Here is a 25,466-nt window from a genome sequence, read left to right on the forward strand (position 1 = left end):
CACGGTCACGACTCCGGGGTGAGGCGGAGGCTGTGGGGGGACAGGTCGGCCTGGAGGCGGATGCCGCCGATGATCGTGCCGCGGTCGCCGGCGGCGTTCTTCGTGGCCCAGTCCATCGCGCGTTTGCGCAGCTCCGGCTGCGGGACCAGCGCGGTGTCGGCCATGGTGGCGAACAGTGTCGTGCAGGCCTCCGCGCGGGTGCCGAGGTGGCAGGTGGCCTTCAGGACTCTGATCCTGCGGGCGGCGTCGTACTCGATGTCGACGTACCTGTTCTCCTGGCCGTCCGGCGGCAGGCAGCGCATCCACTGCTTGGCCTTGCTCCACGTGTCCGGGTCGCCGGGTTTGTTGGTGCAGGTGTAGGAGTTGGCCTTCTCCATCCACTCGTCGACGATCAAGGTGAGGGTGACGCCGGGCAGGTACTGGTCGTCCACGTCGGGGAAGTCGTCGGCGAAGGTGAGCGCGGCGGTGCCCGCCCTGGGCTCGGTGGTCAGCCAGCCGGCGCCGCCGCCCAGGACGATGCCCAGCACCAGGGCCGCGGCCGTCACGGCGGCGAGTGGAAGGACGAGACCCTTCTTCGCCGGAGGCCGGGGTGCCGGGGGGCGGTAGGGGTACGGGGGCGGCGGGGCGGTCTGGACGGGCTGCCAGGCGGAGCCGTCCCACCAGAAGCGGCCGTCGGGAGAGCGCTGGCCTGCGGTCATGTGGGAATCCTGATGTCGAGCTGCACGGCGTCGTCCTTGGACGTCACCAGCACGTACGCGTAGTCGAGGATCGTGGCCTGGGTGTCCTTGTCGGCCTCGATCATCGTGGTCAGCCAGTCGCGGATCTGGGCGGTGGCGGCCGGGTCGTCGCGGTACGGCAGGACGGCGAACCAGGTCAGATAGGCCAGCCCCGCCTCGGTCAGCGGGTCGCCGTCGGCGTGGAAGACGGTGCCGGTCAGCCGGTGCACGCCGCCGTCGGAGACGTTCACCCGCGCCTGGAAGCCGATCGAGCCGACCACCATCTCGCACAGCCAGACGCCCGAGGCGTCCTCGCACTCGTGGCCGCGGCCCTTGAGCGCGTCGAGCAGCGCGGGCGCCTTGACCCCGGGGATGCAGGCGCGGGCGCCGCACGACTGCGTCACCTGGCCGGCGCGCAGGTCGTGGGCGTACAGGTACGAGCCCGTGCCCGCCGCGAGGAAGGCGGCCAGGCCGGCCGCGAGGATCACGAGCCAGCGGGAGCGTCCGGTCACGTCATGCACCGTTCCGTACGTACTGGTTCCACCGGCTGCGGAACGCGGCCGCGGACAGGCCGAGCACGTCCCGCGCCATCCTGTCGAAGATCGGCAGCTCGAAGAAGGAGGCGCCGGCGCTGACGCGCTCGATCACCCGCGCGTACAGCTCGACCGCCGCGTCCCGGCCCTTGAGCCGCTCGGCCAGGCTGAACACGGTCGAGCCGAGGGCGTAGTCGAAGTGGATGCCGTCCTTGCCGTAGAAGTCCTCGTTGGACGGCGGCGTGCCACGGAACAGGCCACCCCGCACCCCGGCGGCCACCTGTGACCGGATCTCGGCGGCCCGCGCCGCGTCGCCGACCGTCTCGGTGTAGCGGGCGAAGCCCTCGATCGCCCAGGTGGGCGGGCCCAGCTCGCCCACGTTGGCCATGGTGGCCCGCGCGGTGACCGCGTGCGTCAGCTCGTGGCGGATCGTGCTCGCCGGGTCGGCGTCGCCGTGGCCGCTCAGGTTGACCACGATGCGCGAGGCGGCGTACTCGCCCTGGTGGAGCTTGCCGTTCCTGCCCACGCCGAGCTCCCGGTACTGCACGCCCAGGGCGTTGGCGATGTTCGGGCTGCCGAACCACTGGCGGAAGTTGCCCGCGTCGCGGGTGAAGAACAGGACGTGACCCGGGTACGTGAGCCGGTCGCCCCACAGCCGCTCGACGATGCCCAGCTCCCGCTCGGTGACGGCGGCGTAGCGGTCGAGGTCGGTGACGCTGCGGTCGCCCGCCAGCCACACCTTCTCCCCCACCTGCACCACCTTGAGCCGGTCGGTGTGCCAGGGCGCCTCGGCCGCCGGCGCGCTGCCGCTCTGCGCCGGCCGGTTCTTGAGCGTGACCCGGGTGATGCCGGTGATCACGTCGTCCTTCATCCGGTAGACGAATGACTCGGCGGGCGCGATGTCACCGGGACCGGCGTCCGCGGTCAGCTTCACCACCCGGATGACCGGCCCGAGGCTGCTCTCGCCGCCGGACCCGGGCCGCTCGGTGGTGTACGCGGTGCTGTGCCTGACCTCGGCCAGCTCGAACTGCCGCAGGTTCGCGAAGACCAGCTTCTCGTACCGCATGAGCTCGTCGTTGGAGTCGTCCAGATCGGCCAGGTACGCGCTCTCGTCGCCGCTCATCAGGGCCGCGGCCCGGCGCTCCAGGATCTTGCGCAGCCGCTGCCTGCCCGAGGCGCCGGTGTCGTAGTCCTCGCTCTGGATGAACGGCCGCGGCGGCCCCCCACACCCGGCGACCAGCAGCCCTCCGGCCACCAGCACCGACCGCCTCGACCACATCCCCTTCGCCTCCGGCATCTCCGCATCCCCCTTGTGCGGGATGAGAATCTAACGAGGCTGCGGACGGCGGTCATTGGCGGTGAGTGCACAGTGGTTGTCACCGGGCGCGATCCAGGTGCCGGCGGTACTCGCCGGGCGGCATGCCGTACGCCCGCCTGAAGGCGCGGCTGAAGGCGGCGGCGTCGGGCATGCCCCAGCGCCGCGCGATCTCGGCGACGCCGCGCCGGCCGAGGCGGGGGTCGGCCAGGTCGGCGCGGCAGCGTTCCAGGCGTTGCGTCCTGACGTACTCGCTGACGGTCTGCCGCTCGTCCTCGAAGACGTTGTGCAGGTAGCGCACGGAGATGTTGTGCGCGGCGGCGATCCGCGCGGGGCTCAGCGTGCCGTCGCCGAGATGCTCGCGGACGTACGCCTTGATCTGCCGCGCGAGCGTCTGCCTGCGGGTCTCCTCGGGCAGCAGGCGGGTCACGTCCGCCTGCTCGGCGAGGAACGCGGCGGTCAGCTCGATCGCCGCCCTGCCCAGCGCGTCGCTCTCGGCGTCGCCCAGCGCGCGCCCTTCCCGCACCAGGCCGCGCAGGAACTGGGCCAGCAGCGCCCCCGAGCCCCGGGCGGACGGCAGCGGCCTGGCGACGTGCCGGCGCAGCTTCTGCTCGGGGACGGGCAGCGCGGCGCGCGGCACCTGCAGCGAGATGATCCCGGCCAGGCCGGCGTCGCGGCAGTGCACCCGGCTGTCGTACGGCTGCGAGGTGTCCATCAGCATCAGGTCGCCCGCCGCGAGGTCGGCGCGCCGGCCGCCCTGCTCGATCGACATCGACCCGGAGCAGGTCAGCGTCATCCACCACTGGTCGGGGTCCCCCTGGCGGATCAGCCGGGCGGTGCGCACCGTGTGCAGGTCGGGGTAGCGGGGCGCCGACACGGTGGCCTGCCCCAGGCTCAGCACCTTCAGCGAGGCCCGATAGTCGTCCTCGTGCTCGCTGCTGATCCGCAGCGGCATCATGTGCCGCCCGATGAGCCCGCACCACCAGTCGAAACGTTCGGCGGGCGGCACGTCCGCGCTACGCCACTCGATCACCTGCGTGATCTTAGAGCAATGTCCGCTTCGGCCGGGGGGACGAGGTCCTTGACGGCGGCGATGGGGACGTCCTCGGTGCAGGTGCGGACCAGCAGGGTCTCGACGGCGCGGAGCATGGCCGTCGCCGTCTGCCTGGTCAGGTACGCGGTGTCGATGATGAGGCTGAGCCGGCCGGTGTCGGGGGCGGTGCCGAGGGTGAAGAACGCCTTGAACCGGACCCCTGGCCAGGCGTTCGTCACGTAGGTACGGGTCTTCGCCGTGAGCGGGGTCAGATCCTCGCCGGTGACGCGGGGCAGGTTCGGCCAGGTGCCGTCGCCGCGCCGGTCGTTGAAGAAGGCGTCGAGGTCGGGCTCGCTGCCCCTGATGCGGCCGATCTCCTCGCGCATGGCACGCATCTCGAACGGGTCGTAGTGGGCGTTGCGATAGGCCATGAGGGCGCTGTGGTGGGCGGCCAGGCAGGTGTCGGTGAAGCCGGTCTCGGGCAGGTCGAGCACGAGCAGGGCGTCCTGGCCCACGGTGGCGACCAGCGGACGGGTACGCGGGTCACGCCGGTTGCTGTGGACGAGCTGCATGACCGCCCGCGGCCGGTCGCTCGCGACGGCGAGGACGGTGGCGCAGGCGGCGATGAGCACGCTCGTCGTACTGATCGTCAGCCGCTCGGCCAGCCGCACGGCCGCCACGGCGAGCGCCACCGACTCCATGCCGACCTCGATGAACCGGGGCTCCTCCGGCTCCCCCGGCGGATGGTCGAACACCTCGAGCGGGACGGTTTCGAGCACCTTGCGCCAGTAGCGGATCGACCGCCGCGAGCGGGCCAGGAACGGCTCCTCGCGTTCCAGCGCCGCCTGCTCCATCGGCTGCCACGGCGGCGGCGGCAGGGCGTCGCCGCGCAGCAGCGCCCGCCACTCGGCCGACAGCAGGCTGAGCGCCTGGAAGTCCACCGCCAGGTGTGAAAAGGCGAAGGCCAGGGCTCGCGGCCTGCCGTCGGCGAGCACGATGACGCAGCGCAGCGGCAGGTCCGCCCCGTGCTCGAAGACGGTGGTGCCCAGCTCGTCGGCGATGCGCGCGGCGGTGCCCAGCGGTCCTTCCGGGCCGCTCCGCACCAGCTCGACGGTCAGTTCGCCGGTGCTCGCCACGCGCTGCACCGGGCCGTCAGGGGTGTCGACGAACGTGGTGCGCAGGCTCTCGTGACGTTCGAGCATCCGGCGCAGCGCGCCCAGCACGGTCGGCAGGTCGCGCCTGCCGTGCACCGGCAGCACCCAGGGGCAGTTGAGGAACGACTGGCTGGGACCCATCAGGTGCACGGCCCGCCACATCAGCCGCTGCCCCCAGGTCAGCGGCGCCTCGCCGTCCCTGGTCCCGCTGAACCGGACCGAGGCGGTCGCCATGGGCGGGGTGGTCATCGGGCGTCCAGCAGGCCCGACACGTGGGCGGCGAGCGCGTCAACGCGGTCGAAGGCGGACAGGTCGCCGCCGAGGTCGACGTCCACGCCGAAGACGTCCTCGATCGCGTCGATGAGCCTGATCCACGCCAGCGAGGTCAGGCCCAGCGCCGACAGCGAGTGGTCGCCGGCGAGCGCCTGCTCGGCGCTGATCTCGCCGTCGGACACGGCGGCCACCAGGTCCGCGAGCCTGCGTTCCACGTCGCCGCTCACCGCGCGCTCCCTTCCGCCTCCTGGCGCAGCCGTACGCTGCGGGGGCGCATGTCCGTCCAGATCTCGTCGATGTGGTCCAGGCACTCCTGCCGGTCGCCGGTGAAGCCCGTGGCCCGCCAGCCGTCCGGGAGCGGCCGGTCGAGGGGCAGCAGCGAGTACTGGTCCTCGTCGTTGACGACCACCTGGTGTCGTCCCGTCACGTCATTCCTCCTTCTGTCGCAGGGCTTGTACGCCGACCAGGTCGTCGGCGACGGCGTCGGGAACCTCGTGGTCGAAGCGGGCCAGCGCCGGGACCCTCATGGCGGCCAGTGTGATCGCCAGGATGGCGAGGCCGAAGAGCACGTACATGAGGCCGATGCCGCGGCCTGGGCCGACGCCGATGACCGCACCCACCGTCGAGGCGAGCGCGCCGCCGTCCAGCAGCAGCGGGTCGAGGAGCCCGGCGGCGTACGGCGCGACGAGCCCGTAGCCGATGGGCAGCGTGGACCAGGCGATGAGCGTGTTCATCGCGAACACCCGGCCGTGGAACCGCTGCGGCACCTTGACCTGCACGATCGTGGTGTAGATGCCGTTCAGCAGGGTGATCCAGAGGGTGATGCCGCACACGCCGACGGCGATCACGGCCAGGTCGGCGCGCAGGCCGGTGAGCATGCAGAAGCAGCCGAGCACGAGGCTGCACAGCAGCACGCCGCGCAGGCGCATGCGGCGCGGGCCGCCCCAGGCGACCATGACGAGCGCGCCCGCGAACGTCCCGACCCCGGCCAGGAAGGAGATCCTGCCGACGTCGGCCAGTTCGGCGAAGGCCAGCACCAGCGGCGAGAACATCAGCAGCAGCGGCGCGAGGAACACGTTCAGCACGACGAAGAACAGCAGCATGGCGACGAACCCGCGGTGGCCGAGCGAGTAGCGCAGGCCGCCGAGGATCTCGTTCTTGATCGACTCGCGGCGCCGCCAGGGCATGCTGTCGGGGAAGCGCACCGCCAGCAGCACGGCGATGGCGACCGCGTAGCCGGCGATGTCGAGCAGGAGGATGCCGCCGAGCCCGATCGCCGACATCAGGCCGACGGCGAAGATGGGCACCAGGAGCTGGGCGGTGCCGGTGCCGAGCTGCGTGATGCCGACCGCGTGCCCGAGGTAGTGCTTGGGGACGAGCTGCGGGACGGCCGAGAAGTACGCCAGGCGCTGGAAGGTGAGCGCGACGGACAGGCAGCCGAGCAGCGGGTAGATCATTTCGACGGACAGGTTCCCCGTCCAGAGCAGCACGCCGAACGCGAGCTGGATCGTGAACGCGGCGACGTCTCCGGCCAGCATCACCCGGCGGCGGCTCGTCCTGTCGATGATCGCGCCGGCGACCGGCGCCACCAGCATGCCCGGCACCAGGCCGACGACCGCCATCAGCGCGAACTTCGCCACCGACCCGGTCGTCGTGTAGATCCAGAGGGGGACGGCGAACTCCGTCAGCGCCGAGCCCGTCATGGAGACGAGCTGGCTGAGCGCGACGGCGAGGAAGCGCGGGATGCCGGGCCTGACGCCGGTCGGTGCGGGCATCGTGTCGGCGTGCGACACGTCGTGCAACCACCAGGTGCGGCCACCGCTTCGCGGCGGTCCGGCCGGGCGGGGGCGCTCCGGCTCGGTCAGGACCGGTCCCGCCGCGCCCGCTCCCACCACGGCCGGTTCCGCCGTGTGGGCCGGTTCCTCCAGGTCCTGGTGGACGGTGGTGACGATCTCGGCGAGCTCTTGTGCCCGATATTTCAGGAAAAAGTGGCCTGCCTCTGCGAGCACGACCACCGCCGACGCCGAGGTGAGGAAGTGCCATTCGCGGAAGCGTTCCTGGTAGTAGTCCGTCGCCGGATCCTCGGTCCCCACGACGCTGATCACCGGAGCGCGCAGCCGCTGCGTGCCGGACTCGAACAGCCGGGTGTAGTAGTCCTCGGCCTCCCGCGAGTCGCGGCGCATGTTCCGTACGATGCGGCGGGCCTGCGCGGGGTCGAGGTCGCTCATGTCCACGCCCTGCGAGATCAGCCAGTTGACGTAGCGCTGGTCGCTGCGCAGCCGCTCGGCCTCCGCGATCTTGGCGATGCGCGACATGACCCGGCCGCGCGGGCGGGCGAACGGGAAGATGCCGCCGATGTAGACGCCGTCGAGCTCACGTCCGGCGGCCTCGAGCCGGCGGGCGATCTCCACGGTCAGCGCCGAGCCCACGCCGCAGTGCCCGTACAGGACGATCGGGCCCTCGACCTTCTCCAGGATCTCGCGCACGCACCCGGCCGCCAGCTCGTCGAACGGCAGCCTGTCCTCGTCCATGCCCACGTCGTGGCCGGGGATCGCGACCGACCAGAGCGCGTGCCCGTCCGGCAGGGCGTCGGCGAGGGGCTGGTAGACGACGGCGCTGCCGCCGCCGTACGGGACGCACACGTAGCTGAGGACCGGGCTGGTGCTGCCCGCGGAGGTCAGCCGGTGCAGCAGCGCGCGGGGGCCGCGCCGGTCCTGCGGGGTGTCGGCGAGCGCGGCCAGCTCGCGGACGGTGCGGTGCTTGAAGACGTCCATGACGCTGACCACGGCGCCCACCTCCTGGCGCAGCCTGGCCACCACCTGGGTCGCGAGCAGGGAGTGGCCGCCGAGGTCGAAGAAATCGTCGTCCACGCCGACCGCCTCGACGCCCAGCAGCTCGCTCCAGATGGCGGCGAGCGTGCGTTCCGTGGGGGTGTCGGGCGCGATGAACTCGACCGTCGCGTCTCTGGTCGCCACGGGTGCGGGCAGGCGGCGGCGGTCCAGCTTGCCGTTGGGGCTCAGCGGCAGGGCGGCGAGCGTGACGTAGCTCGCGGGGACCATGTAGTCGGGCAGCGTCCGCTTGAGCTCCGCGCGGAGTGCGCCGTGGTCGAGCGCCTGGTCGAGCGCCTGGTCGAGCGCCTGGTCGAGCGCCTGGTCGAGCGCCTGGTCGAGCGCCTGGTCGTGCGCCTGGTCGTGCGCCTGGTCCGGGGCGCCGCCTGTGCCGGGGGTGACGTACGCGACCAGGCGGTCGTCGCGGACGATCACCGCGGCGTCTCCGACGGCGGGCAACGCGCGCAGCGCCGCCTCGATCTCGCCCGGCTCGATGCGCAGGCCGCGCAGCTTGACCTGGGAGTCGAGCCGGCCGAGGAACTCCAGCACCCCGTCGGGGCGGCGCCTGACCAGGTCGCCGGTGCGGTAGAGGCGCGAGCCGGGCGGCCCGTACGGGTCAGGCACGAACCGCTCGGCGGTGAGCGCGGGACGGCCGAGGTAGCCCCTGGCCAGGCCGGCGCCGCCGATGAACAGCTCGCCCGGCACCCCGATCGGCACCGGCGACATGGCGGCGTCCAGGACGTACAGGGTGGTGTTGGCGATCGGGGTGCCGATCGGGACGCGGGCCGCCGAGGCGAGGGTGCCCGGCCGGCAGTGCCAGGCGGAGACGTCCACGGCCGCCTCGGTGGGTCCGTACAGGTTGTGCAGCTCGGTGGCGGGCAGCGTGGCGACGCAGCGGCGGGCCAGGTCGGCGGGCAGCTCCTCGCCCGAGCAGATCACCCGCCGCAGCGACCCGCACCCCGCGCCGCCGTTCTCGGCGAGGAAGACGCCCAGCATCGACGGGACGAAGTGGGCGGTGGTCACGCCTTCCGTGGTGATCAGTTTGCGCAGGTACGCGGCGTCCTTGTGGCCGCCCGGCGTCGCGAGCACCAGCCTGGCCCCGCAGCGCAGCGGCCAGAACAGCTCCCACACCGACACGTCGAAGCTGAGCGGCGTCTTCTGCGCCACGACGTCCGCGTCGCCGAGCCGGAAGCGGTCCTGCATCCAGTCGAGCCGGTTGGCGATGGCGCCGTGGGTGTTCGGCACGCCTTTGGGGCGGCCGGTGGAGCCGGAGGTGTAGATGACGTAGGCGACGTCGTCGGGACGCACGTCGGGTAGCGGGCCTTCCGCGCCGGTCCAGACGTCAGGGTCGTCCAGGTCGAGGACGGTCGCGCCGGTGTCCGGCAGGTCAGGGCGGATGCTCCGCTGGGTGAGCAGCACGGCCGGTGCGGCGTCCGCCAGCATGAACGCCACCCGCTCCGGCGGATACTCGGGGTCGATCGGCAGGTACGCGGCCCCCGCCTTGAGCACGCCGAGCAGGCCGGGCAGCAGCTCCAGCGAGCGTTCCGCGCACACGGCGACCACCGTCCCGGGGCCCGCGCCGAGGTCGCGCAGCGTCCGGGCGACCCGGTCCGCCGCCGCGTCCAGCTCGCCGTAGGTCAGTGACCGCCCTTCGAAGCGCACCGCGACCGCGTGGGGGGTGCGGGCCGCCTGGGCCTCGATGGGGCCGTGCAGGGTGGCGGGGCCGGGGAAGTCCGTGGCGGTGTCGTTCCAGGTGTGCAGGACCTGGCGGCGTTCGTCCTCGGTGAGCAGGTCGATGCGCGAAAGCGGGGTGCCGGGGTCGGCCGCGACCCGCTCCAGCAGCGTGCACAGGTGGCCGGCGAGGCGTTCGACGGTGTCCGGCTCGAACAGGTCGGTGTTGTAGACGAACATGCCGCCCGAGTCGTCGCCGGCGTACAGCTCCAGGTCGTACCGGGTGGCCCAGGCGTCCACCGGGAAGTCGGTGACGGTCAGCCCGGCGGGCGGGTCGATGGCCTCGTGGCGGTAGTTCTGCATCGCGAACATGACGCCGAACAGCGGTGACCTGGACACGTCGCGCGGCACGCCCAGCTCGGAGACGAGCTGCTCGAACGGCAGGTCCTGGTGGGCGAAGGCGTCCAGGACGAGGTCGCGCACCCGGCCGACCAGCTCGGCGAACGTCGGGTCGCCGGTCAGGTCCACCCGCATGGTCAGCATGTTCACGAAACAGCCGATCACGCCGTCCAGCTCGGGGACCTGGCGGCCGGCCACCGGCGATCCCACGGCGACGTCCTCGGCGCCCGCGTACCGGCCGAGCAGCGCGGCGAGCGCGGCCAGCATGACCATGTACGGCGTGGCCCGGTGCGCGCGCCCGAGCCCGGCCAGCCCGGCGGCCACCTCGGGGTCCAGGGTGAACGGGTGCGCGGCGCCGGTGTAGGTGCGTTCGGGCGGGCGGGGCCGGTCCGCCGGCAGGTCCAGCGGTTCCAGGCCGGCCAGTCTGTCGCGCCAGAAGTCCAGGTCGCGCTCGGACGGGGGCAGACCGCGCTGCCAGGCGGCGTAGTCGGCGTACCCGACCTGCGGGGCGGGCGGTGTGCGGCCGTCGTAGCGGGCGAAGACCTCGCGCAGCAGCACGTCGGCCGACCAGCCGTCGGCGGCGATGTGGTGCACCGCGATCACCAGCACGTGGTCGTCGTCGCGCAGCCTGATCAGCAGCGCCCGTGCGATGGGGCCCGCCGCCAGGTCGAACGGCACCGCCAGGAACCGCTCGACCTGCTCCTTGGCGGCCGCCTCGTCCGGCGCGTCGCGGACGGTGAGCGGGAGCGTGGCGTCCGCGGCGAGCGTCACGCGCGGGCGGCCGTCCTCGGTGGCGGGGAAGCGCATGCGCAGCGCGTCGTGCCCGGCCACGACGGCGTCCAGCGCGGCGGCCAGGGCTCCTGCGTCGAGCGTGCCGCGCAGCCGCAGCCTGATCGGGATCGTGAGCTGGGCGGTGCCCGGCGCGAACTGCTCCAGGAACCACAGCCGCTCCTGCGCGTGCGACAGCGGCGGCGGCTCGCCGTCGGGGCGCGCGGGAATCGTACGGCGCGGCGCCGCCCCGCGCCGCAACCGCTGCGCCAGCAACGCCTGCTTGGCCGCCGACAGCTCGTTCGAGCCCGTCACTCCGCCACCTCCCACAGCCCTGCCACCTCCCACGGCCCTGCCACCTCGTAACCGCTCGCTCCCGCCTCAGGGCCGGTCACTCCCCCACCTCCAGCAGTTCCGCGGCCTCGGCGTCGGTGAGCGCCGAGAGCTGCTCGATCACCAGCCGCTCGACGGCGGTCGCGAGCCCGGCGACGGTCGGATGGTCGAACACCGTGCGGATCGGCACCTCCGTCTCGACCGCGTTGCGCAAGAGCGCCGCGACCCGAGTGGCGAGCAGGGAGTGCCCGCCCAGGGCGAAGAAGTCGTCGTGGACCCCGACCGTCTCGAGGCCGAGCAGCTCACTCCAGACCTCGGCCACGAGCACCTCGGCGTCCGTGCGCGGAGCCACGAACTCCGCGGCGGGTCCTGGCTCCGGCGCGGGCAGGGCGGCCACGTCCACCTTGCCGGTGATCGTGAGCGGCAGCGCCGGCAGGCTCACCCAGACCGTGGGCACGAGATGCGCCGGCAGGGCCGCGGCCAGGCGCGCCCGCAGCTCGTCCGGCTCGGCCGGCCCGACCACGTACGCGGCCAGCCGCTCCCCGTCCGCCGTCACCACCGCCTGCCGGACACCCGGCTGGGCCAGCAGGACGGCCTCCACCTCGCCCGGCTCCACCCGGAAGCCGCGCACCTTCACCTGGGCGTCGAACCGGCCGAGGAACTCCAGCGTCCCGTCCCGCCGCCACCGCGCCCGGTCGCCGGTCCGGTAGAGCCGGGAGCCGGGCGGGCCGAAAGGATCGGGGACGAACCGGTCGGCCGTCAGCGCCGGACGTCCGAGGTAGCCTCGCGCCAGCCCTGCCCCGCCGAGGCACAGCTCGCCGGGGAAGCCGGGCGGCACGGGCTCACCGTACGGGCCGAGGACGTGCGCGGTCGTGCCGCCGATCGGCCGGCCGATGGGCGGGCGGCCCACGGTGTCGGCCGCGCCGAGGTCGGCGGCCGTGGCGATGACGGTGGCCTCGGTCGGCCCGTACGTGTTGACCAGGCGCACCCGGTCGCCGAACCGCTCCCGCCACCTGGCCACCGCCGCCCCGTGCACCTGCTCGCCGCCGAGGATCACCAGCCGCAGCGGCTCCGGCCAGGTCACGTCGCCGAGCGCCTCGGTGAGCCGGTGCCAGTAGGCGGTCGGCAGGTCCAGCACGGTCACCTGCCGGCCGGCCGGTGTGCGCAGCACGTCGGGCAGGGACGCGGCGCCGTCGGGCAGGAGCAGCACGCCCGCGCCCGCCGTCAGCGCCGGGTAGAGCTCCTCGGCGTGGGCGTCGAAGCTGAGCGAGGCGAACTGCGCAACCCGGTCGTCCGGCCCGATCCCGTACGACTCGCGCATCCACCGCACGCGCCCCGCCAGGCTGCCGTGCTCGACCAGCACCCCCTTCGGCCGGCCCGTCGATCCCGAGGTGTAGATCACGTACGCGGGATCGTCCGGCTCGACCGGGTCCCAGTCGCCGTACCAGCGGGGGTCGCCCGGCCCTGCCTCGTCCTCGGCGACGAGCACGACCGTCTCCCCCGGCAACCGGGACGCGAGCCCGGCGTCGGTCACCACCAGCCGGGCGGCGCTGTCCTCGATCAGGAACGCGAGCCGCTCGTCCGGGTAGGCGGGGTCCAGCGGCAGGTACGCGCCCCCGGCCCGCCACACGGCCAGCAGCGCCACGACGGCCTCGGCCGACCGCTCCAGGCAGACGCCGACCACGCACCCACCCGCGACGCCGCGCCGCCGCAGGGCCGCCGCGAGCCGCGCGACCTTGGTGTCGAGCTGCGCGTAGCTCATCGTCTCGCCGCCCCACAGCAGCGCCGTGGCGTCGGGGTGCGCGGCGACGGCCCGCCGGATGAGCGCGGGCACGCTCTCCCCATCGCTCGGGGCGGCCGACCCTGACGCCGTGAGCATGGCCGTGTCGTCGGCCGTCAGCAGGGGCAACCGGGAGATCGGGGTCTCGGGGGCGTCCGCGATGCCCTGGAGCAGGGTCTCGAACCGGGCGGCCAGCCCTTCCACGGTGTCCGCCCGATACCGGGTGACGTCGTAGCCGAACACCGCGAGCAGCCCTTGCTCGTTGCGCCACGTCTCCAGCGACAGCTCGAACTTGGCCTGCCGGTACCCGCCGTCGAACAGCTCCACCCCGAGGTCGCCGACCCGCTCGGGCGGGGTCCCCTCCCCCGCCTGGCTGTGCAGGATGATCATGGTGCTGAGCAGCGGATTGCGGTGCAGGTCGCGGGGCACGCCCAGCTCGCCGATGAGCCGTTCGAAGGGGACGGTCCTGTGGGCGTGCGCGTCGAGCACCGTACGCCGGGTCGCGTCGAGCAGGTCGGCGAAGAGCGGATCATCTGCGAGGTCGCCGCGCAGGACCAGCGTGTCGGTGAGGTAGCCGATGACCGGCTCCAGCTCCATCCGGTCCCTGGTCGCCCACGGGGTGCCGACCAGGATGTCGTCCTGCCCGGTGTGCCGGGCCAGCAGCACCTGGTAGGCGGCGACCAGCACCATGAACAGCGACGCGTTGTGCTCCTGCGCGACCCTTTCCAGCCGGGACACCAGCTCGGCGGGCACCGTGAAGGTGTGGAACGCGCCCTCGGGCCGCTCGCCTCGCGGCAGGCCGGCGGGCAGATCGGCGGGCGGGTCGGCGGGCAGGTCCAGCACGGGCGGGTCGGCGAGCTGGTCGCGCCAGTAGGCCAGCGACTCCTCGGAGTCCTGTTCCCGCTGCCACAGGGCGACGTCGCCGTACTGGATCCTCAGCGGCGTGAGCTCCGCGTCCCTGTCCTGGTAGAGGGCGAACAGGTCGTCGAACAGGATCCCGAGCGACGTCCCGTCCGCGATGACGTGGTGCAGCACGAAGCAGAGCACGTGATCGTCCGGCCCGAGCCTGAGCAGGCTGATCCGCAGCGGCGGCGCCCCTGCCAGGTCGAAGGGCGCGTTGGTGCGGTCGGAGACGAGCCGCAGCGCCTCGGATTCCGCGCCGGGCGTGCCCGCGAGGTCGATGCGCTCGACGGTCACGGGGCCTGGCGGGTGGATGACCGTGGTCGGCGCGCCGTCCACGTCGGCGAACGACGTGCGCAGGCTCTCGTGCCTGGCCACCACCGCGTCCAGCGCCTCCTGCAGCGCGCCGGTGTCCAGCTCGCCCCGCAGCCGCAGCACCAGATACATGTTGTACGAGGCGTCGTCCGGGTCGAACTTCTGCAGGAACCACAGCCGTTCCTGGACGAACGACAGCGGCGGCACGACCCCCTCGGGACGCGGCTCGATCTCCGCCGACGGGCCGTCCCCCTGCAGCCGGACGATCTCCTCGACGACCCCCTGGATGGTCGGATCGTCGAAGAAGGCGTCCAGCGACACGTCCACGCCCAGGCTCTCCCTGATCCTGGCCGTGATCTGGGTGATGGTGAGCGAGTGCCCGCCGAGGTCGAACAGGTCGTCGTCGGTGCCGACGTCGTCCAGTTCCAGCACCTCGCACCAGATCCGCCGCACCTCCTCGACCAGCGCCCCGCCCTCGGAGCGCGGAGCCGCGGCCTTCTGCGGCGGCTCGGGGAGCGCGGCGCGGTCCAGCTTGCCGATCGGGTTGAGCGGGAGGGCGTCCAGCACCACGTACGCGCTCGGGAGCGTGGCGGCGGGCAGCGTCCTGGCCAGATGGGCGGCCAGATCGCCGGGGTCGGGGGCGCTCTCGGCGGGGACGACGTAGGCGATCAGGCGGTGGTCGTCCGTTCCCTCGCCACGGACGACCACCGCGGCCTCACCCACGTGGGGATGCTCCAGCAGCCTGGCCTCGATCTCGCCCAACTCGACCCGGTGGCCGAGCAGCTTGATCTGCCCGTCCCTGCGGCCGAGGAATTCGATCTCGCCGTCGTCCCGGTAGCGGGCCAGGTCGCCGGTGCGGTAGAGCCGTGCCCCTGGAGGGCCGAAGGGGTCGGGGACGAAACGATCCGCCGTGAGCGCCGGCCTGTCCCGGTAGCCGCGCGCCACCCCGGCCCCGGCGATGCACAGCTCGCCCGCGACGCCCTGGGGAACCGGCCGCAGCTGCTCGTCGAGCAGGTAGATCCGGGTGTTGGCGAGGGGCCGGCCGATGGTGACCGGTTCGCCGTCGCCCGGCTCGCCGTATGTGCTCCAGATGGTGGTCTCGGTGGGGCCGTACACGTTGACCACGCGGTCGCAGCGCGCGCGCAGCTCCTGCGCGAGCCGGGGCGGCAGCGCCTCTCCCCCGGCCAGCGCGGTCACCCCGGCCAGGCCGCCGGGCAGCAGCAGCCGCCACACCGACGGCGTGGCCTGGACGTGCGTGACGCCCTGCTCGGCGACCAGCCGGGCCAGCGCCTCCGGCTGCCGTACCGCGCCGTGCGGCGCGACGACGACCCGGCCGCCGGTGACGAGCGGCAGGTACAGCTCCAGTGCGCTGATGTCGAACGCGGGCGAGGTGAGCGCGAGCCAGGCGTCGCCGGGTCCCGACCCGAGCCGGTCGCGCATGGCGAGCAGCAGGTTGGTCAGGTTGCCGTGGCCGACCTCGACGCCCTTGGGCCGGCCCGTCGAGCCCGAGGTGTAGATCACGTAGGCCGGGTCGCCGGGGCGTACCGGCTCCGCGAGCCGCTCCCCTGCCTCCAGGGAGGCGCGATCCACCAGGAGCACCGGCCAGGACGGCACGTCCGTCTCGGACAGCACCAGCCGGGGACGGGCGTCGTCCACGATCATGGCGAGCCGTTCCTCCGGGTGGTCGGGGTCGAGCGGCAGGTACGCGGCCCCCGCCCTGTGCACGGCGAGCAGGCTCACCAGGAGCAGGTCGGAGCGCCGCAGGTGCACGGCGACCAGCTCGTCACGCCCGACCCCGGCCTGCCTGATCCGGGCGGCCAGCCGCCCGGCCGCCGCGTCCAGCTCCGCATACGTCAGCGTCCTGTCCCCGAACGTGACGGCGGACGCGTCGGGACGCGTCCGCACCTGCTCGGCGAGCAGGCTCGGCAACGTCGCCTCGGCGGGGTAGGCGACCTCGGTGTCGTTCCACTCGACGAGCATCCGCCGCGCCTGCGCCGCCGGCATGACGTCCAGGTCGGCCAGGCGGGTGCCGGGATCGTCGGCGGCGTGGCGCAGCAGGGTGCGCAGGCCGTCGGCGAAGCGGGCCGCGACCTCGCGGTCCACGGCCGCCGGGTCGTAGCGCACGCTCAGGGCCAGCCCGCCGGGGCCGTCCACGATCTGCAGGTGCAGCGGGTTCCGCGCGCCGCCCGCGAACATCATGCGGTCCACGACGACCCTCAGGCCGGGGAAGACCGGGTCGGGCTCCTGCCTGCGGTAACTGATCGACACGGGGAGTGCCGCTCGCCTCGGCGGCGCCGCGCGGAACCGGTACACCCCGCGCAGCTCGTCGCGCAGCTCGCTGACGAACGCGCGGAAGGTCCGCCCCGGCTCCGGCCGGGACAGCACGGGCAGCTCGTTGACGAACGCGCCGATGTGGTCGCGGGTCTCAGGGCCGCGGGTGGTGACGTCGACGGCGACCGCCACGTTCTCCGTGCCGTACCTGAACAGCAGCGCGTGCACGCCGGCCAGCAGCACCTCGAAGGTCGACGCGCCGGTCGCCGCCGCGGCCTTCCGCGCGGAGCGGGTCAGCTCGTGGTCGAGCCCGGCGTCGATCTGCTCGCCAGGGCCGTATCTTCTCTCGGTACGCCGCTGCCCCGGCAGCACGATCTCGGCCGGCTCGCGCCCGGCCCAGAACTCCCGTGCCGCCGCCAGCACGTCCTCACCGGGCTCCTGCCAGGTGAACGGCAACGGCCTCAGGGACTCGGATCCGTAGGCCGCGGCGAGGTCGCGTACCAGGATGTCCTTGGAGATGCCGTCGAAGACCAGATGGTGGGCGACGACCAGCAGCAGATGCCGCCCCTCGCCCGCCGGCGCGAGCGTGAACCTGGCGAGCGGCCCCTTCTCCAGGTCGAACGGCCGCGCGCTCTCCTCCCTGATCAGCCGGTCGGGATCATCGAGGTCGGCGACCGTCACGGACGGTTCCGCGGCCGGAACCAGCCGCAGCCCGTCGCCGCTCTCCGCGACGGCGGTGGCGAGCACCGGGTGCCGGGCGGCCATCGCTTCGCACGCGCCGAGCAGCGCGGGCACGTCGAGGTCGCCGTCGAACCACAGGGCGAGCGGCATGTGGTACGCCGGTCCCGCCCCCATGCGCTCGCCGACCCACATGTCCTGCTGGACGTACGAGGCCGGCACGCTCTCCTGGCAGTGCGTCATGTGCGTTCTTCCTGTGATCGTTATCAGGTGGCGTCTGGCCGGAGCATGTCGAGCAGCCGCGACTTCACCACCTTGCCGAGGTGGTTCTTCGGCAGTTCGGAGACGAACAGCAGCCGGCTCGGCAGCTCGTGCCTGGCCAGCCGGTCCATCAGGAACGTCCGCAGGTCGGCGAGGCTGACCGGCGACCTGGTCACGACGGCGGCCGCGGTGACCCGGCCCAGCACCGGATGCGGCACCCCGACCACGGCGGCCTCGGCGACCGACGGATGCTCGTACAGCGCGGCCTCCACCTGCAGCGTGGACACCTTGTGCGCGCCGGACTTGATGACGTCGCTCTCGCGGTCGACGAGGTAGAGGTAGCCGTCCGCGTCGAGGTAGCCGACGTCGCCCATGCGCACCCAGCCGTCGCGGAAGACGGTCTCGCTCAGCCCGCGGTCGCGGTAGTAGGAGCGGGTGCCGACGGGTGAGCGCAGCCAGACCTCGCCCTGCTCCCCGGTCTTCGCGGGCCGCCCGTCCGGGCCGACGATCTTGAGGTCGCCGCCCGAGTGGGGCCGTCCCACCGAGGCCGGACGCGTGGGGTCCACGATCATCACGGTCTGCGCCGGAGCCGCCTCGGTCGAGGTGTAGTAGTTGACGATCGTCGCCTTCGGGAACGCCTTCGCCATCCCGGCCGCGACGGCGGGCGGCAGGCTCGCCGCGGTGGATCCCAGCAGCCGCACGCTCGACAGGTCGTGCCGCTCGTGGACGCCGGCGTTGAGCAGTTCGATGGCCATGGCGGGCACCACGAAGACCGTCCCCACCCGGTACGACTCGATCAGCCGGGCGAAGCGGGCGGGCGTGAAGCGCGGCATGGTCAGCGCGGCCGGGCGGGCGCCCAGGGAGTTGACCAGCATGGTCTGGCCGGCGTTGCTGCCGATGGGGAAGGCGTGCAGGAAGTGCCGGGAGTGCAGGAGGCTGCGGCGCTTGGGGTCGGCGGACAGGCCGTGGGCGAGGTTGGCGTGGGTGGCGCCGACGCCCTTGGCCTTGCCGGTGGTGCCGGAGGTGTAGATGATCTGCGCCAGCGCCTTCGGAGCCAGTGCGACGTCCCGCCGGTTCACCGGACCTTCGGATTCCAGTTCCGTCACCGTCGCCCGCCACGCCCCTCCGTCCGGCGGATCGATCCCTGGCCCGTGCAGGACGGCGCTCACGGAGCAGTCGGTCAGCGCGTGGCGCACCTCGGCGGGGGCCAGCCGCGCGGACAGCGGCACGGCGACGCAGCCCGCCCGCATCACCCCGCACCAGGCGACGGCGAGGTCGATCCAGTCCCGCTCGTCGAACACCAGCCCGACCCGCTGCCCGTCCGCCAGGCCGCGTTCGATCAGGGCGTTGGCGACCGCGCCGGAGCGCCGGTCCCACGCGCCGAACGTGAGCGTCCCTACCTCGGCCACCACGAGCGCCGGGCTCTCGGGCTGCTCTTGGGCGCGACGCGCGAGCAGATCCGGCACCAGCAGCCCAGCGTCACCCTTCACCACGGTAAGTGACAGAAATGTTTCGTTACCATGGCCTACTTCCTTGACTCGTATCCCATGCAGATCACGCCATATACGGGCGCACCGAAACCCGCATGGTCGGAAGAATAGGCAATCCGCGCGACCGGCAACAGAGGGAAACTTTATTAACTTGTTCGAAAGTTTCGATCCCCGTCGCAGAAGTTGCGGCCAAGGCCCAGCGAGTCGCCTGGGAGATCGGCCGGCGTACGCCTGGGATCAAGCCGACGGCGGCGGTGCGGAGTCAAGAGGCTCCGAAGGCTCGGGAAGAGCCAGCATCGCGGCAGGGCCGATGGCGCCTGGGATCTTCTGGCTTGCTCTGAAGTCGCGCAGCCTTCGCTGCCGTCGCGCGCGTTCGTGAGCGAGCCACTCCCGCCCCTCCGCCGACACCGCCTCCAGAATCCTGAGTGCTCCCGTCACGCCGGAAGTGTCGAGTGCGAGGGCGGTCAGGAAGGTGATGTCTTCTCGCGCCCGGTCGATCAGCCCCTGCTCATAGCTGTCGACGAGGACGTCGATGTGCTGGCCGTTGACGAGCGAAAGCCTGAAGGCGCGGCTCAGGATCAGCGTCTGCTGGACATGGGGCTGGATCTCCTCGCGCGCCATGACGTGTCGGTGCCCATGCTCGAAACGTACGGCCACCTCGGCGACCCGCGCCGAGGCGATCATCTCGTACCTGAACGTGGTCCGGCGCTCATCATGAATGGCTCCGGAGAAGAAGTCGAGATCGACGGTGACCTGACGGACGCCGCCCTCGGTGAGCAAGAAGAGCAGCACCACGTAGGCGGAGTAGCGCAGCGGACCGTACAGCACACGGGCACGCCGGCAGCGCGGCGCCCCCTCGGTGAGGGTGAGATGCGCGATGACGTCGCGATTGCTCAGGCCGTAATGCTTGAGCGCCAGCGATTTGATCATCATCTTGTCGTGATCCAGCCACGCGGCCATCTCGGCGTCGCTGGGACGGTCGGCGAGCACCCCGGACCAGCGCTGGTGCTCCTGCTGCTCGGCGGCCCATCGGCGGTCCGCCTCCGACACCGTGCGCGGGTGGTTGAGAGCCGCGGCGAGGTAGTTCAGGGAGTCATTCCACGACATCACGGCGCCGATACCTATGAGCAAGCCCGCACCGAGCATGCCGGGGAAGCTTGCGCTTCCCGCCCCGATGAGGACGATGAACCCGGCGATCAACAGAGCCCCGTTACCCGCCAGAACGGCGATCGGCACATCCTCCCGTCGCAGCGGGACGCCGGAGCCGAACTGCCGTGCGGCATTCTCGGCATGCCACTTGATGAGCCACCTGATCGGTCCCACTCTGCTGTGGTCGCCGCCGTAGAGGTAGACCAGGTCGGCCTTGAGCTTCTCGCGCACCGGCACGCTGTCCCAAGCGAACTGTTGAGCGGCCATAGGACTGGCCGGCCCTGAAACCTGAAACCAGTGATCGACACTTGAGGAGACCGCTGTGCCGAAGGGCTGGTTCCATCCACTCGGCGGACGTCCCATGTCGGCGGACCGGCGCGGTAGGGCGTACATGACGGCGGTGGTCAGCCAGACGCCGGCCAGCGCGAGCACTATGATCACGGCAAGCAGGCTGCTGCTGGCCGTAAGGCTCACGATCCAGACAACTCCGAGGCCAGCGAGGCCGCTCCCGAAGACGGCCTGGAATCTCTTGCCGGCGTCCAGAACCGGCGGGGCGGCGGGGAGCCTCCGAGGTGCTGTGGGGGTGGGTTCGAAGAACTTCCACACCCTGCGCGCCCTGTCACCACTGAAGCGCTTCGCCTGCACATGTTGCGCCTCCAGTTCCTCGACGCGGTCCTGGATCCATCCGTTGAGGATCATCTCAAGGTGGCGATGGATTTCGTCGCGGCGTACCTTCGGCAGCCCGCGATAGGCGTCGAACGCGGCCGAGAAGCGGGCGAGGTCGGGTGCCCCGTGTTCCTCCTCCTCAGTGATGCAGTTGATGAGCTCGATCACCACGTCGAACGCCTGCCGCCACGCGTCGTGCGGAAATTCCGCGGCCATCGCGCTCGCAGCCGACAGGTGAGTGAACTCGTCCGGCCCCAAATGGTCGAACGAGCGGCCGCTCAGAATCGCCAGAGTCCAGTAGTAGGCGACTTCACTGGACCGGCAGCCGAACATCGCGGCATCCCGTATCAGGGTTTCGGCCCGCCGGGGCATGTCGCCTTGGAGATAGTTGAGGCCGACTTGGTATTTTCGATCCGGTTGATCATTGTCCGAGACCGAATAGATGGTGACGTTACCGTCCACGTATCCGATTTGAGCGTCTACGTGCGCTTCGTCCATGGCGACATTGTGCACACCTGGCCATCCGCCGTTCATTGGCCCGCTCCCTGAGCGACCGCGAGGACGAGCGCGGCTATCGACGCCAAGTCGCCGAAGTCGCCGAGCAGGCCCTTGACCTTCTTCAGCGCGGTCAGCATCCTCCCGCGCTGCTGCCTCCCGCGACCTTCGATGTAGGCGTCTACTTCGGCAAGCTCAGATTCGACCTCCTCACACCTATCTGGGCCGAGTTTTCCGGATTCGACCGATCTGCGCATCGCCGAACGCAATTCAGTGAGCCGAATGCGAAGTTCGTCCTCTTTGGCAGGTGCGCCGCCCACGGTGACACCACCGACGGCCTTACCGATCTGCACGCCGACGCGCGCATTATCCTTGGCGACATTCGTATACCGATCCGACATCGCTACCTCCTGGCGTTGTCCGTAAGATTCGGTCCGCAATGAACCACTGCACAAAGGCAATCGTGCAGAATTCGCCAACTTGTTATCACCGGCGCCGTCCGGCCAGATGGGCGGTCACAAAGTGCGATGAACCGCCGCGATGATGCTCGACACATGGGAGGCCAGTGCGCTCACGTCCGCCAGCAGGCCGCGTAGTCTCTTGAGCGCGATGAGAGCGGTACCGGTGCCGTGCCCGCCGGCGTCCAGCAGCGATTCGGCAAGGGCGATCTCTTCCTCCGCCGCGGTGGCCGTGGCCTCATCCACCGTCTCGGCTTTCCGTGCCGCCGTGAGTCGATGCCGGAGTTCCGCAAGCTGCGTCACCGGATCGAGAGCGGCCCCGGGCAGCTGCCCGATCGTGACATCGCCATGAACGTGTCCGATCTGCGCACCCACTCGGGCATGGTCGCGGGCAACGTTTCGCACTCCGTCGAGCATGGGGCTGCCCCTTCTCTGCTCGAACGCACTACCCGGCTCCCTGTGGTGCTCCTCCTGCGCCAGTTCCTGCGCCAGCGCGGCGGCGAAGGCGGCTGCGTACGCCGCCGCCTTCGGCTGCCAGCCTGAGCCATCGCTGGTCACCTTGGTGCCGTCCGCCCGATCGCTGATACCTCGCACCACTGCCATCGGCAGCGACCGGTTCAGATGGGCGGCCTGCGCCACTCCAGCGGCCTCCATCTCGATCGCCAACGCGTCGTTATAGGTTTGGCGAACCCACCGCGCATGCTCTGAGACCGCCGAATCCTGGACCACTTCGCCCGCGGCTATCGGCCCGAAGTGCACCTTCGGCACGGTCGCCCCTGTGGGCAGCCGACGGGCCCACAGTTCGCTGCGGTACAGATGACGCGCGATTTGATCCGGCTCATGTGACATCTCCCAAACGCGTGGACGCGCTTTGAAGCCATCGTCCTCGCTGGTGCCACCGTGGTAGGCGTACACGTGGGTGGCAACCACCACGTCGCCCAGGCCGATCGCCGGCCACAATGCGCCGGCCACCCCTACGAACAGCAAGGAAGACGGCGAGAATTCGGTGATCGCCCGCTCCGCGAGCACCGCAGCCGGCTGGTTGCCCTTACCGACCAGCCCCAGGGCCACCTGGCAGTGGCCGCCCGCCAGCATGCCGACCTCGAACCGCGTTCCTGCCGGGTGACGGTACGTCCGGACGTTCGCCAGGTGCTTCCTGACAGCTTGGTACTCCAGGTCAAGGGCGGTGAGTATCGCGATTGGACGATGCGTCATGTCTGCTGGCCTCCTTGGGCCGTGACCGGAGCCGCCGCCTCGCCTGCGTCTTCTGCAGAAGCCTGGGCCGAGCGGACCATGGGGGGATACAACGTCCGGGCCGGGCCGGCCTTGAAGAGCCGGGCGGGCCGTCCGTTCTCCGTTCGCCGCATAGGGCCGGCCGCCACGATGAAGCCACGAGCGTTCTGTACTTTGCGATAGAAATTTCGGGGGTCGAGCCGTACGCCCCATACCGCCTCGTACACCTGCTGCAGGTCGGAGATGGTGAAGGTCTCGGCGCAGAACGCAGTCGCGAGCGCAGTTTGCTCCAGCTTGGCGCGAGCCCGTTCCACGCCGTCGCCGACGATGTGCCGGTGATCGAAGGCCAAGTCGACCTGGGTGGACAGGACGTCGTCCACCCGCATCCAACAGGCGCTGGCCGCATCCGTGCCCGCAATGGGTTCGGGCAGGGACGGCGCGATCGCCAGATAGGCGACGGACACCACGCGACCACGCGGATCGCGCCCTGGCCTGCCGTACACGCCGAGCATCTCCAAGTGCACGTCGACCAGGCCGGCTTCCTCCGACAGTTCGCGGCGCGCCGCCTCCTCGATGTCCTCGTGCGCGTCCGCGAGAAACCCGCCGGGCAGGGCGAGCGCGCCTGAGTAGGGCTCGATTCCACGTTCAACGAGCAAGACATGGAGTCGCGCGTCGCGGAGCGTGAGAATCACCAGGTCCACCGCGAGCAAGACGGCTGGGGGCTCCCATGGGTCGGCGTTCATGGGGCACACTCTAGCTTTTTGTCAGATAGACAGAAAGTGTTTTGCCGAACCGCGCCAGAACCGGCGGAGAGTGAACGCCTGCCCGGCGCCGCGCATACCCGCATACCTTGAAGTGCTGATCCCGCCCGAGGGCGGACGGAAGGGGCGAGGATGGGCTCTACAAGCGGGTTCCGGGAGCGCTGACCGCGCTGCTCTTAGCCATGGGTGGGCTGCTGGCCCCGGTTCCGGCACAGGCGGCGTCCGGCGGCGTCGACAGCACCGCCGCGCTGGACGACGACTTGCCTGACGGCGGCGGACCGGAGAACGGGCTCGCGCTCGACTACGAGTCCTACGCCAAGGAGTCCGACGTCACAGTCGATGAGGCGCGGGCCAGGCTCGTGGCGCAGGGCGAGTTCACCAGGCTGGTGGAGGAGATCGCAGCCGCCCACCCCGACACGTTCGCCGGATCGACCGTCACTCACGAAGGCGGCTTCGGCCTGCGCGTACGGTGCACCGGCGGCACGGTTCCGGTCACGGACAGGGAGGCCGCGCTGCGGGCGACGCTGCCCGCGTCCCTGCCCGAGGAGATCCGCTCCGCCGGCATCGAGCTCACCCCAGAACCGGCCTCCGACGGCCAGCGGGGCGGGCCGGCGCCAGGCACGTAACGCCCAGAGCGATGTGCAGTGGCACATCCGTCCCAGCAACGCCGCCCACCCGAGATTTCACGCCAGCAGCACCACGGCGACGGCCTGAAGTGCTACCCGGGCGACAGCGGCGGCCCCTGGTTCAACGCCAACAAGGCGTACGGCATCTACAAGGGCCAGTCGTCCACCGGCACAGGGACCGCCGGGTGCAACTGGGCCGTCTACATGGCGATCAACTACATCTCCACCATCAACGTCTCCCTGATGTACGGCTGACCCAGCGCCGCTGGGCGCCGTCCGCGCTCTCCGTCCAGAGCGCGAGGACGGCGGTACGCAGGCCGGCGGCGTCGCGGACCTGGCCGAGCAGGGCGGGGACGTCCGGGCGGGACGTGCTCACGCGCGGAGGGCCTCGGCGGCCCAGGTGAGTGAGGGGGTCAGCGGTTCGGGCGGCGGCCAGTCGTTGATCGTGGCGAGGAGTTCGAAGTAGCGGTCGCGGCGAGGGTCGTTCATGGACTCCAGCCTGGCCAGCAGCTCGTCCGCCGGTCCCAGGGCGCGCAGGTCCGCCACCACGTCGTCGGCTTCGGGCGAGTCGGGCGCGAGGTTCAGGGCCGGGGCCACGAGCATGCGTACGGTGGCGCCCAGGTCGGGGCGGGGCGGCGCCGTGAAGTCCACCTGCGCCACCATCGTGCGCAGGTGGGTGCGGAAGCCGGGATCTCTGATGAGGCCGGTCAGCTCCGTCCAGGCCGCGAGCTGGTCGGGGCGGGGATCGTCCGGCAGCTCGGGCGTCATCGTGGTACGGATGCCCGCGTGCCGGTCGTCGAGCACGCTGTCGAGGAAGTCCTGGATCAGGTGCCGGCGTTCGGCCTGGTGGTGGGTCACGTCTATCTCCTCTGGGGTGGTGCCGCGTTCGGCCATGGTCGTCAGGACGGCATGCCGCAGCCGCAGGATCCGGATCTGCACCGCCACCGCCTCGGCGTGCGCCGCGGCCACCTCGGGCAGCGGCACCTCCCGGGTCACGACCTTGCGGATCGTGGGCAGGTCGATGCCGAGTTCGCGCAGCGTGCGCACGAGCTCAAGGCGGGCCAGGGCGACGTCGTCGTACAGGCGGTGGCCGGCCGCGTTGCGGCAGGTGGGCGGCACGATGCCGCGGTCGGCGTAGAACCGGATGGCCTTGACCGTCAGCCCCGTACGGCGGGCCAGGTCGCCGATCGTGAAGTACCGCTCCATGCCGCCACCCTGCCAGCTCCCCCTACGGGAGCCGCAAGCCGTCAAGCGCCGATCGCCCGGTACGGGCAGCGGCGTGCTTGACTCTGCCGTTACGTCACTATCTAGCGTCGTGCTGGAGCCGGAAGATCCGGCTCGGTGAACGGGACGGGACGGT

The 25,466-nt window shown here is 71.6% G+C and carries 18 protein-coding genes; 2 read left to right on the top strand and 16 right to left on the bottom strand.

What is annotated here, in order from left to right; genetic code table 11:
- Window positions 1–5 precede the first annotated feature (5 nt).
- From ACFFR3_RS32130 to ACFFR3_RS32195, 14 genes are all read right to left on the bottom strand, one after another.
- Window positions 6–698 (bottom strand): hypothetical protein, encoded by a 693-nt coding sequence (locus tag ACFFR3_RS32130; RefSeq protein ID WP_379484357.1) that lies wholly within the window; start codon window positions 696–698, stop codon window positions 6–8.
- Window positions 695–1,228, bottom strand: coding sequence for a hypothetical protein (locus tag ACFFR3_RS32135; protein WP_345409019.1), 534 nt, complete (start codon window positions 1,226–1,228; stop codon window positions 695–697). Before ACFFR3_RS32135 ends, ACFFR3_RS32130 begins: the two co-directional genes overlap by 4 nt.
- A 1-nt stretch (window position 1,229) precedes the next feature.
- On the bottom strand, window positions 1,230–2,546 hold the full coding sequence (locus tag ACFFR3_RS32140; RefSeq protein WP_345409021.1) for a hypothetical protein: 1,317 nt from the start codon (window positions 2,544–2,546) through the stop codon (window positions 1,230–1,232).
- A 79-nt stretch (window positions 2,547–2,625) separates the two neighbouring features.
- Window positions 2,626–3,597 carry an AraC-like ligand-binding domain-containing protein gene (locus ACFFR3_RS32145; protein ID WP_379484358.1) on the bottom strand — a complete coding sequence of 324 codons (972 nt, stop codon included), beginning with the start codon at window positions 3,595–3,597 and terminating at the stop codon, window positions 2,626–2,628.
- A complete protein-coding gene (locus tag ACFFR3_RS32150; RefSeq protein ID WP_379484359.1) occupies window positions 3,594–5,000 on the bottom strand; it encodes a condensation domain-containing protein in 1,407 nt (468 codons plus the stop codon). The genes ACFFR3_RS32145 and ACFFR3_RS32150 overlap by 4 nt, the downstream gene beginning before the upstream one ends.
- A complete protein-coding gene (locus ACFFR3_RS32155; protein ID WP_345409029.1) occupies window positions 4,997–5,251 on the bottom strand; it encodes an acyl carrier protein in 255 nt (84 codons plus the stop codon). Before ACFFR3_RS32155 ends, ACFFR3_RS32150 begins: the two co-directional genes overlap by 4 nt.
- Complete coding sequence (locus ACFFR3_RS32160) at window positions 5,248–5,451, bottom strand: MbtH family protein (RefSeq protein WP_364380867.1); 204 nt, start codon at window positions 5,449–5,451, stop codon at window positions 5,248–5,250. Before ACFFR3_RS32160 ends, ACFFR3_RS32155 begins: the two co-directional genes overlap by 4 nt.
- Before the next feature lies 1 nt (window position 5,452).
- Window positions 5,453–11,005: a non-ribosomal peptide synthetase/MFS transporter gene (locus ACFFR3_RS32165; RefSeq protein ID WP_379484360.1), complete on the bottom strand. Its 5,553-nt coding sequence runs from the start codon at window positions 11,003–11,005 to the stop codon at window positions 5,453–5,455.
- Window positions 11,006–11,081: 76 nt separating this feature from the next.
- Window positions 11,082–17,210, bottom strand: a complete 6,129-nt coding sequence (locus ACFFR3_RS32170) for a non-ribosomal peptide synthetase (RefSeq protein ID WP_379484361.1) — start codon at window positions 17,208–17,210, stop codon at window positions 11,082–11,084.
- 23 nt (window positions 17,211–17,233) lie between these two features.
- Entirely contained in the window at window positions 17,234–18,718 is a 1,485-nt protein-coding gene (locus ACFFR3_RS32175) for a class I adenylate-forming enzyme family protein (protein ID WP_379484362.1), read from the bottom strand.
- 237 nt (window positions 18,719–18,955) lie between these two features.
- Window positions 18,956–21,031, bottom strand: coding sequence for a hypothetical protein (locus tag ACFFR3_RS32180; RefSeq protein WP_379484363.1), 2,076 nt, complete (start codon window positions 21,029–21,031; stop codon window positions 18,956–18,958).
- Window positions 21,032–21,063: 32 nt separating this feature from the next.
- On the bottom strand, window positions 21,064–21,429 hold the full coding sequence (locus tag ACFFR3_RS32185; protein WP_345409045.1) for a hypothetical protein: 366 nt from the start codon (window positions 21,427–21,429) through the stop codon (window positions 21,064–21,066).
- Window positions 21,430–21,543: 114 nt separating this feature from the next.
- Window positions 21,544–22,701: a 5'-methylthioadenosine/S-adenosylhomocysteine nucleosidase gene (locus ACFFR3_RS32190; RefSeq protein WP_345409047.1), complete on the bottom strand. Its 1,158-nt coding sequence runs from the start codon at window positions 22,699–22,701 to the stop codon at window positions 21,544–21,546.
- Window positions 22,698–23,462, bottom strand: a complete 765-nt coding sequence (locus ACFFR3_RS32195) for an NUDIX hydrolase (protein WP_364380883.1) — start codon at window positions 23,460–23,462, stop codon at window positions 22,698–22,700. The genes ACFFR3_RS32190 and ACFFR3_RS32195 overlap by 4 nt, the downstream gene beginning before the upstream one ends.
- Window positions 23,463–23,662: 200 nt before the next feature.
- Here ACFFR3_RS32195 and ACFFR3_RS32200 point away from each other — a divergent pair, with 200 nt between their 5' ends.
- Window positions 23,663–24,106, top strand: coding sequence for a hypothetical protein (locus ACFFR3_RS32200; protein WP_345409050.1), 444 nt, complete (start codon window positions 23,663–23,665; stop codon window positions 24,104–24,106).
- A gap of 18 nt (window positions 24,107–24,124) precedes the next feature.
- Window positions 24,125–24,361, top strand: coding sequence for a chymotrypsin family serine protease (locus tag ACFFR3_RS32205; RefSeq protein ID WP_345409052.1), 237 nt, complete (start codon window positions 24,125–24,127; stop codon window positions 24,359–24,361).
- On the opposite strand, the gene ACFFR3_RS32210 is transcribed toward ACFFR3_RS32205, so the two are convergent.
- Window positions 24,336–24,482, bottom strand: coding sequence for a hypothetical protein (locus ACFFR3_RS32210; RefSeq protein WP_379484364.1), 147 nt, complete (start codon window positions 24,480–24,482; stop codon window positions 24,336–24,338). The two genes, ACFFR3_RS32205 and ACFFR3_RS32210, sit on opposite strands and share 26 nt — an antisense overlap.
- A complete protein-coding gene (locus tag ACFFR3_RS32215) occupies window positions 24,479–25,312 on the bottom strand; it encodes a MerR family transcriptional regulator (RefSeq protein ID WP_379484365.1) in 834 nt (277 codons plus the stop codon). Before ACFFR3_RS32215 ends, ACFFR3_RS32210 begins: the two co-directional genes overlap by 4 nt.
- Window positions 25,313–25,466 lie beyond the last annotated feature (154 nt).

It is taken from the genome of Nonomuraea salmonea, assembly GCF_042428605.1.
GTDB classification, from domain to species: Bacteria; Actinomycetota; Actinomycetes; order Streptosporangiales; family Streptosporangiaceae; genus Nonomuraea; species Nonomuraea salmonea.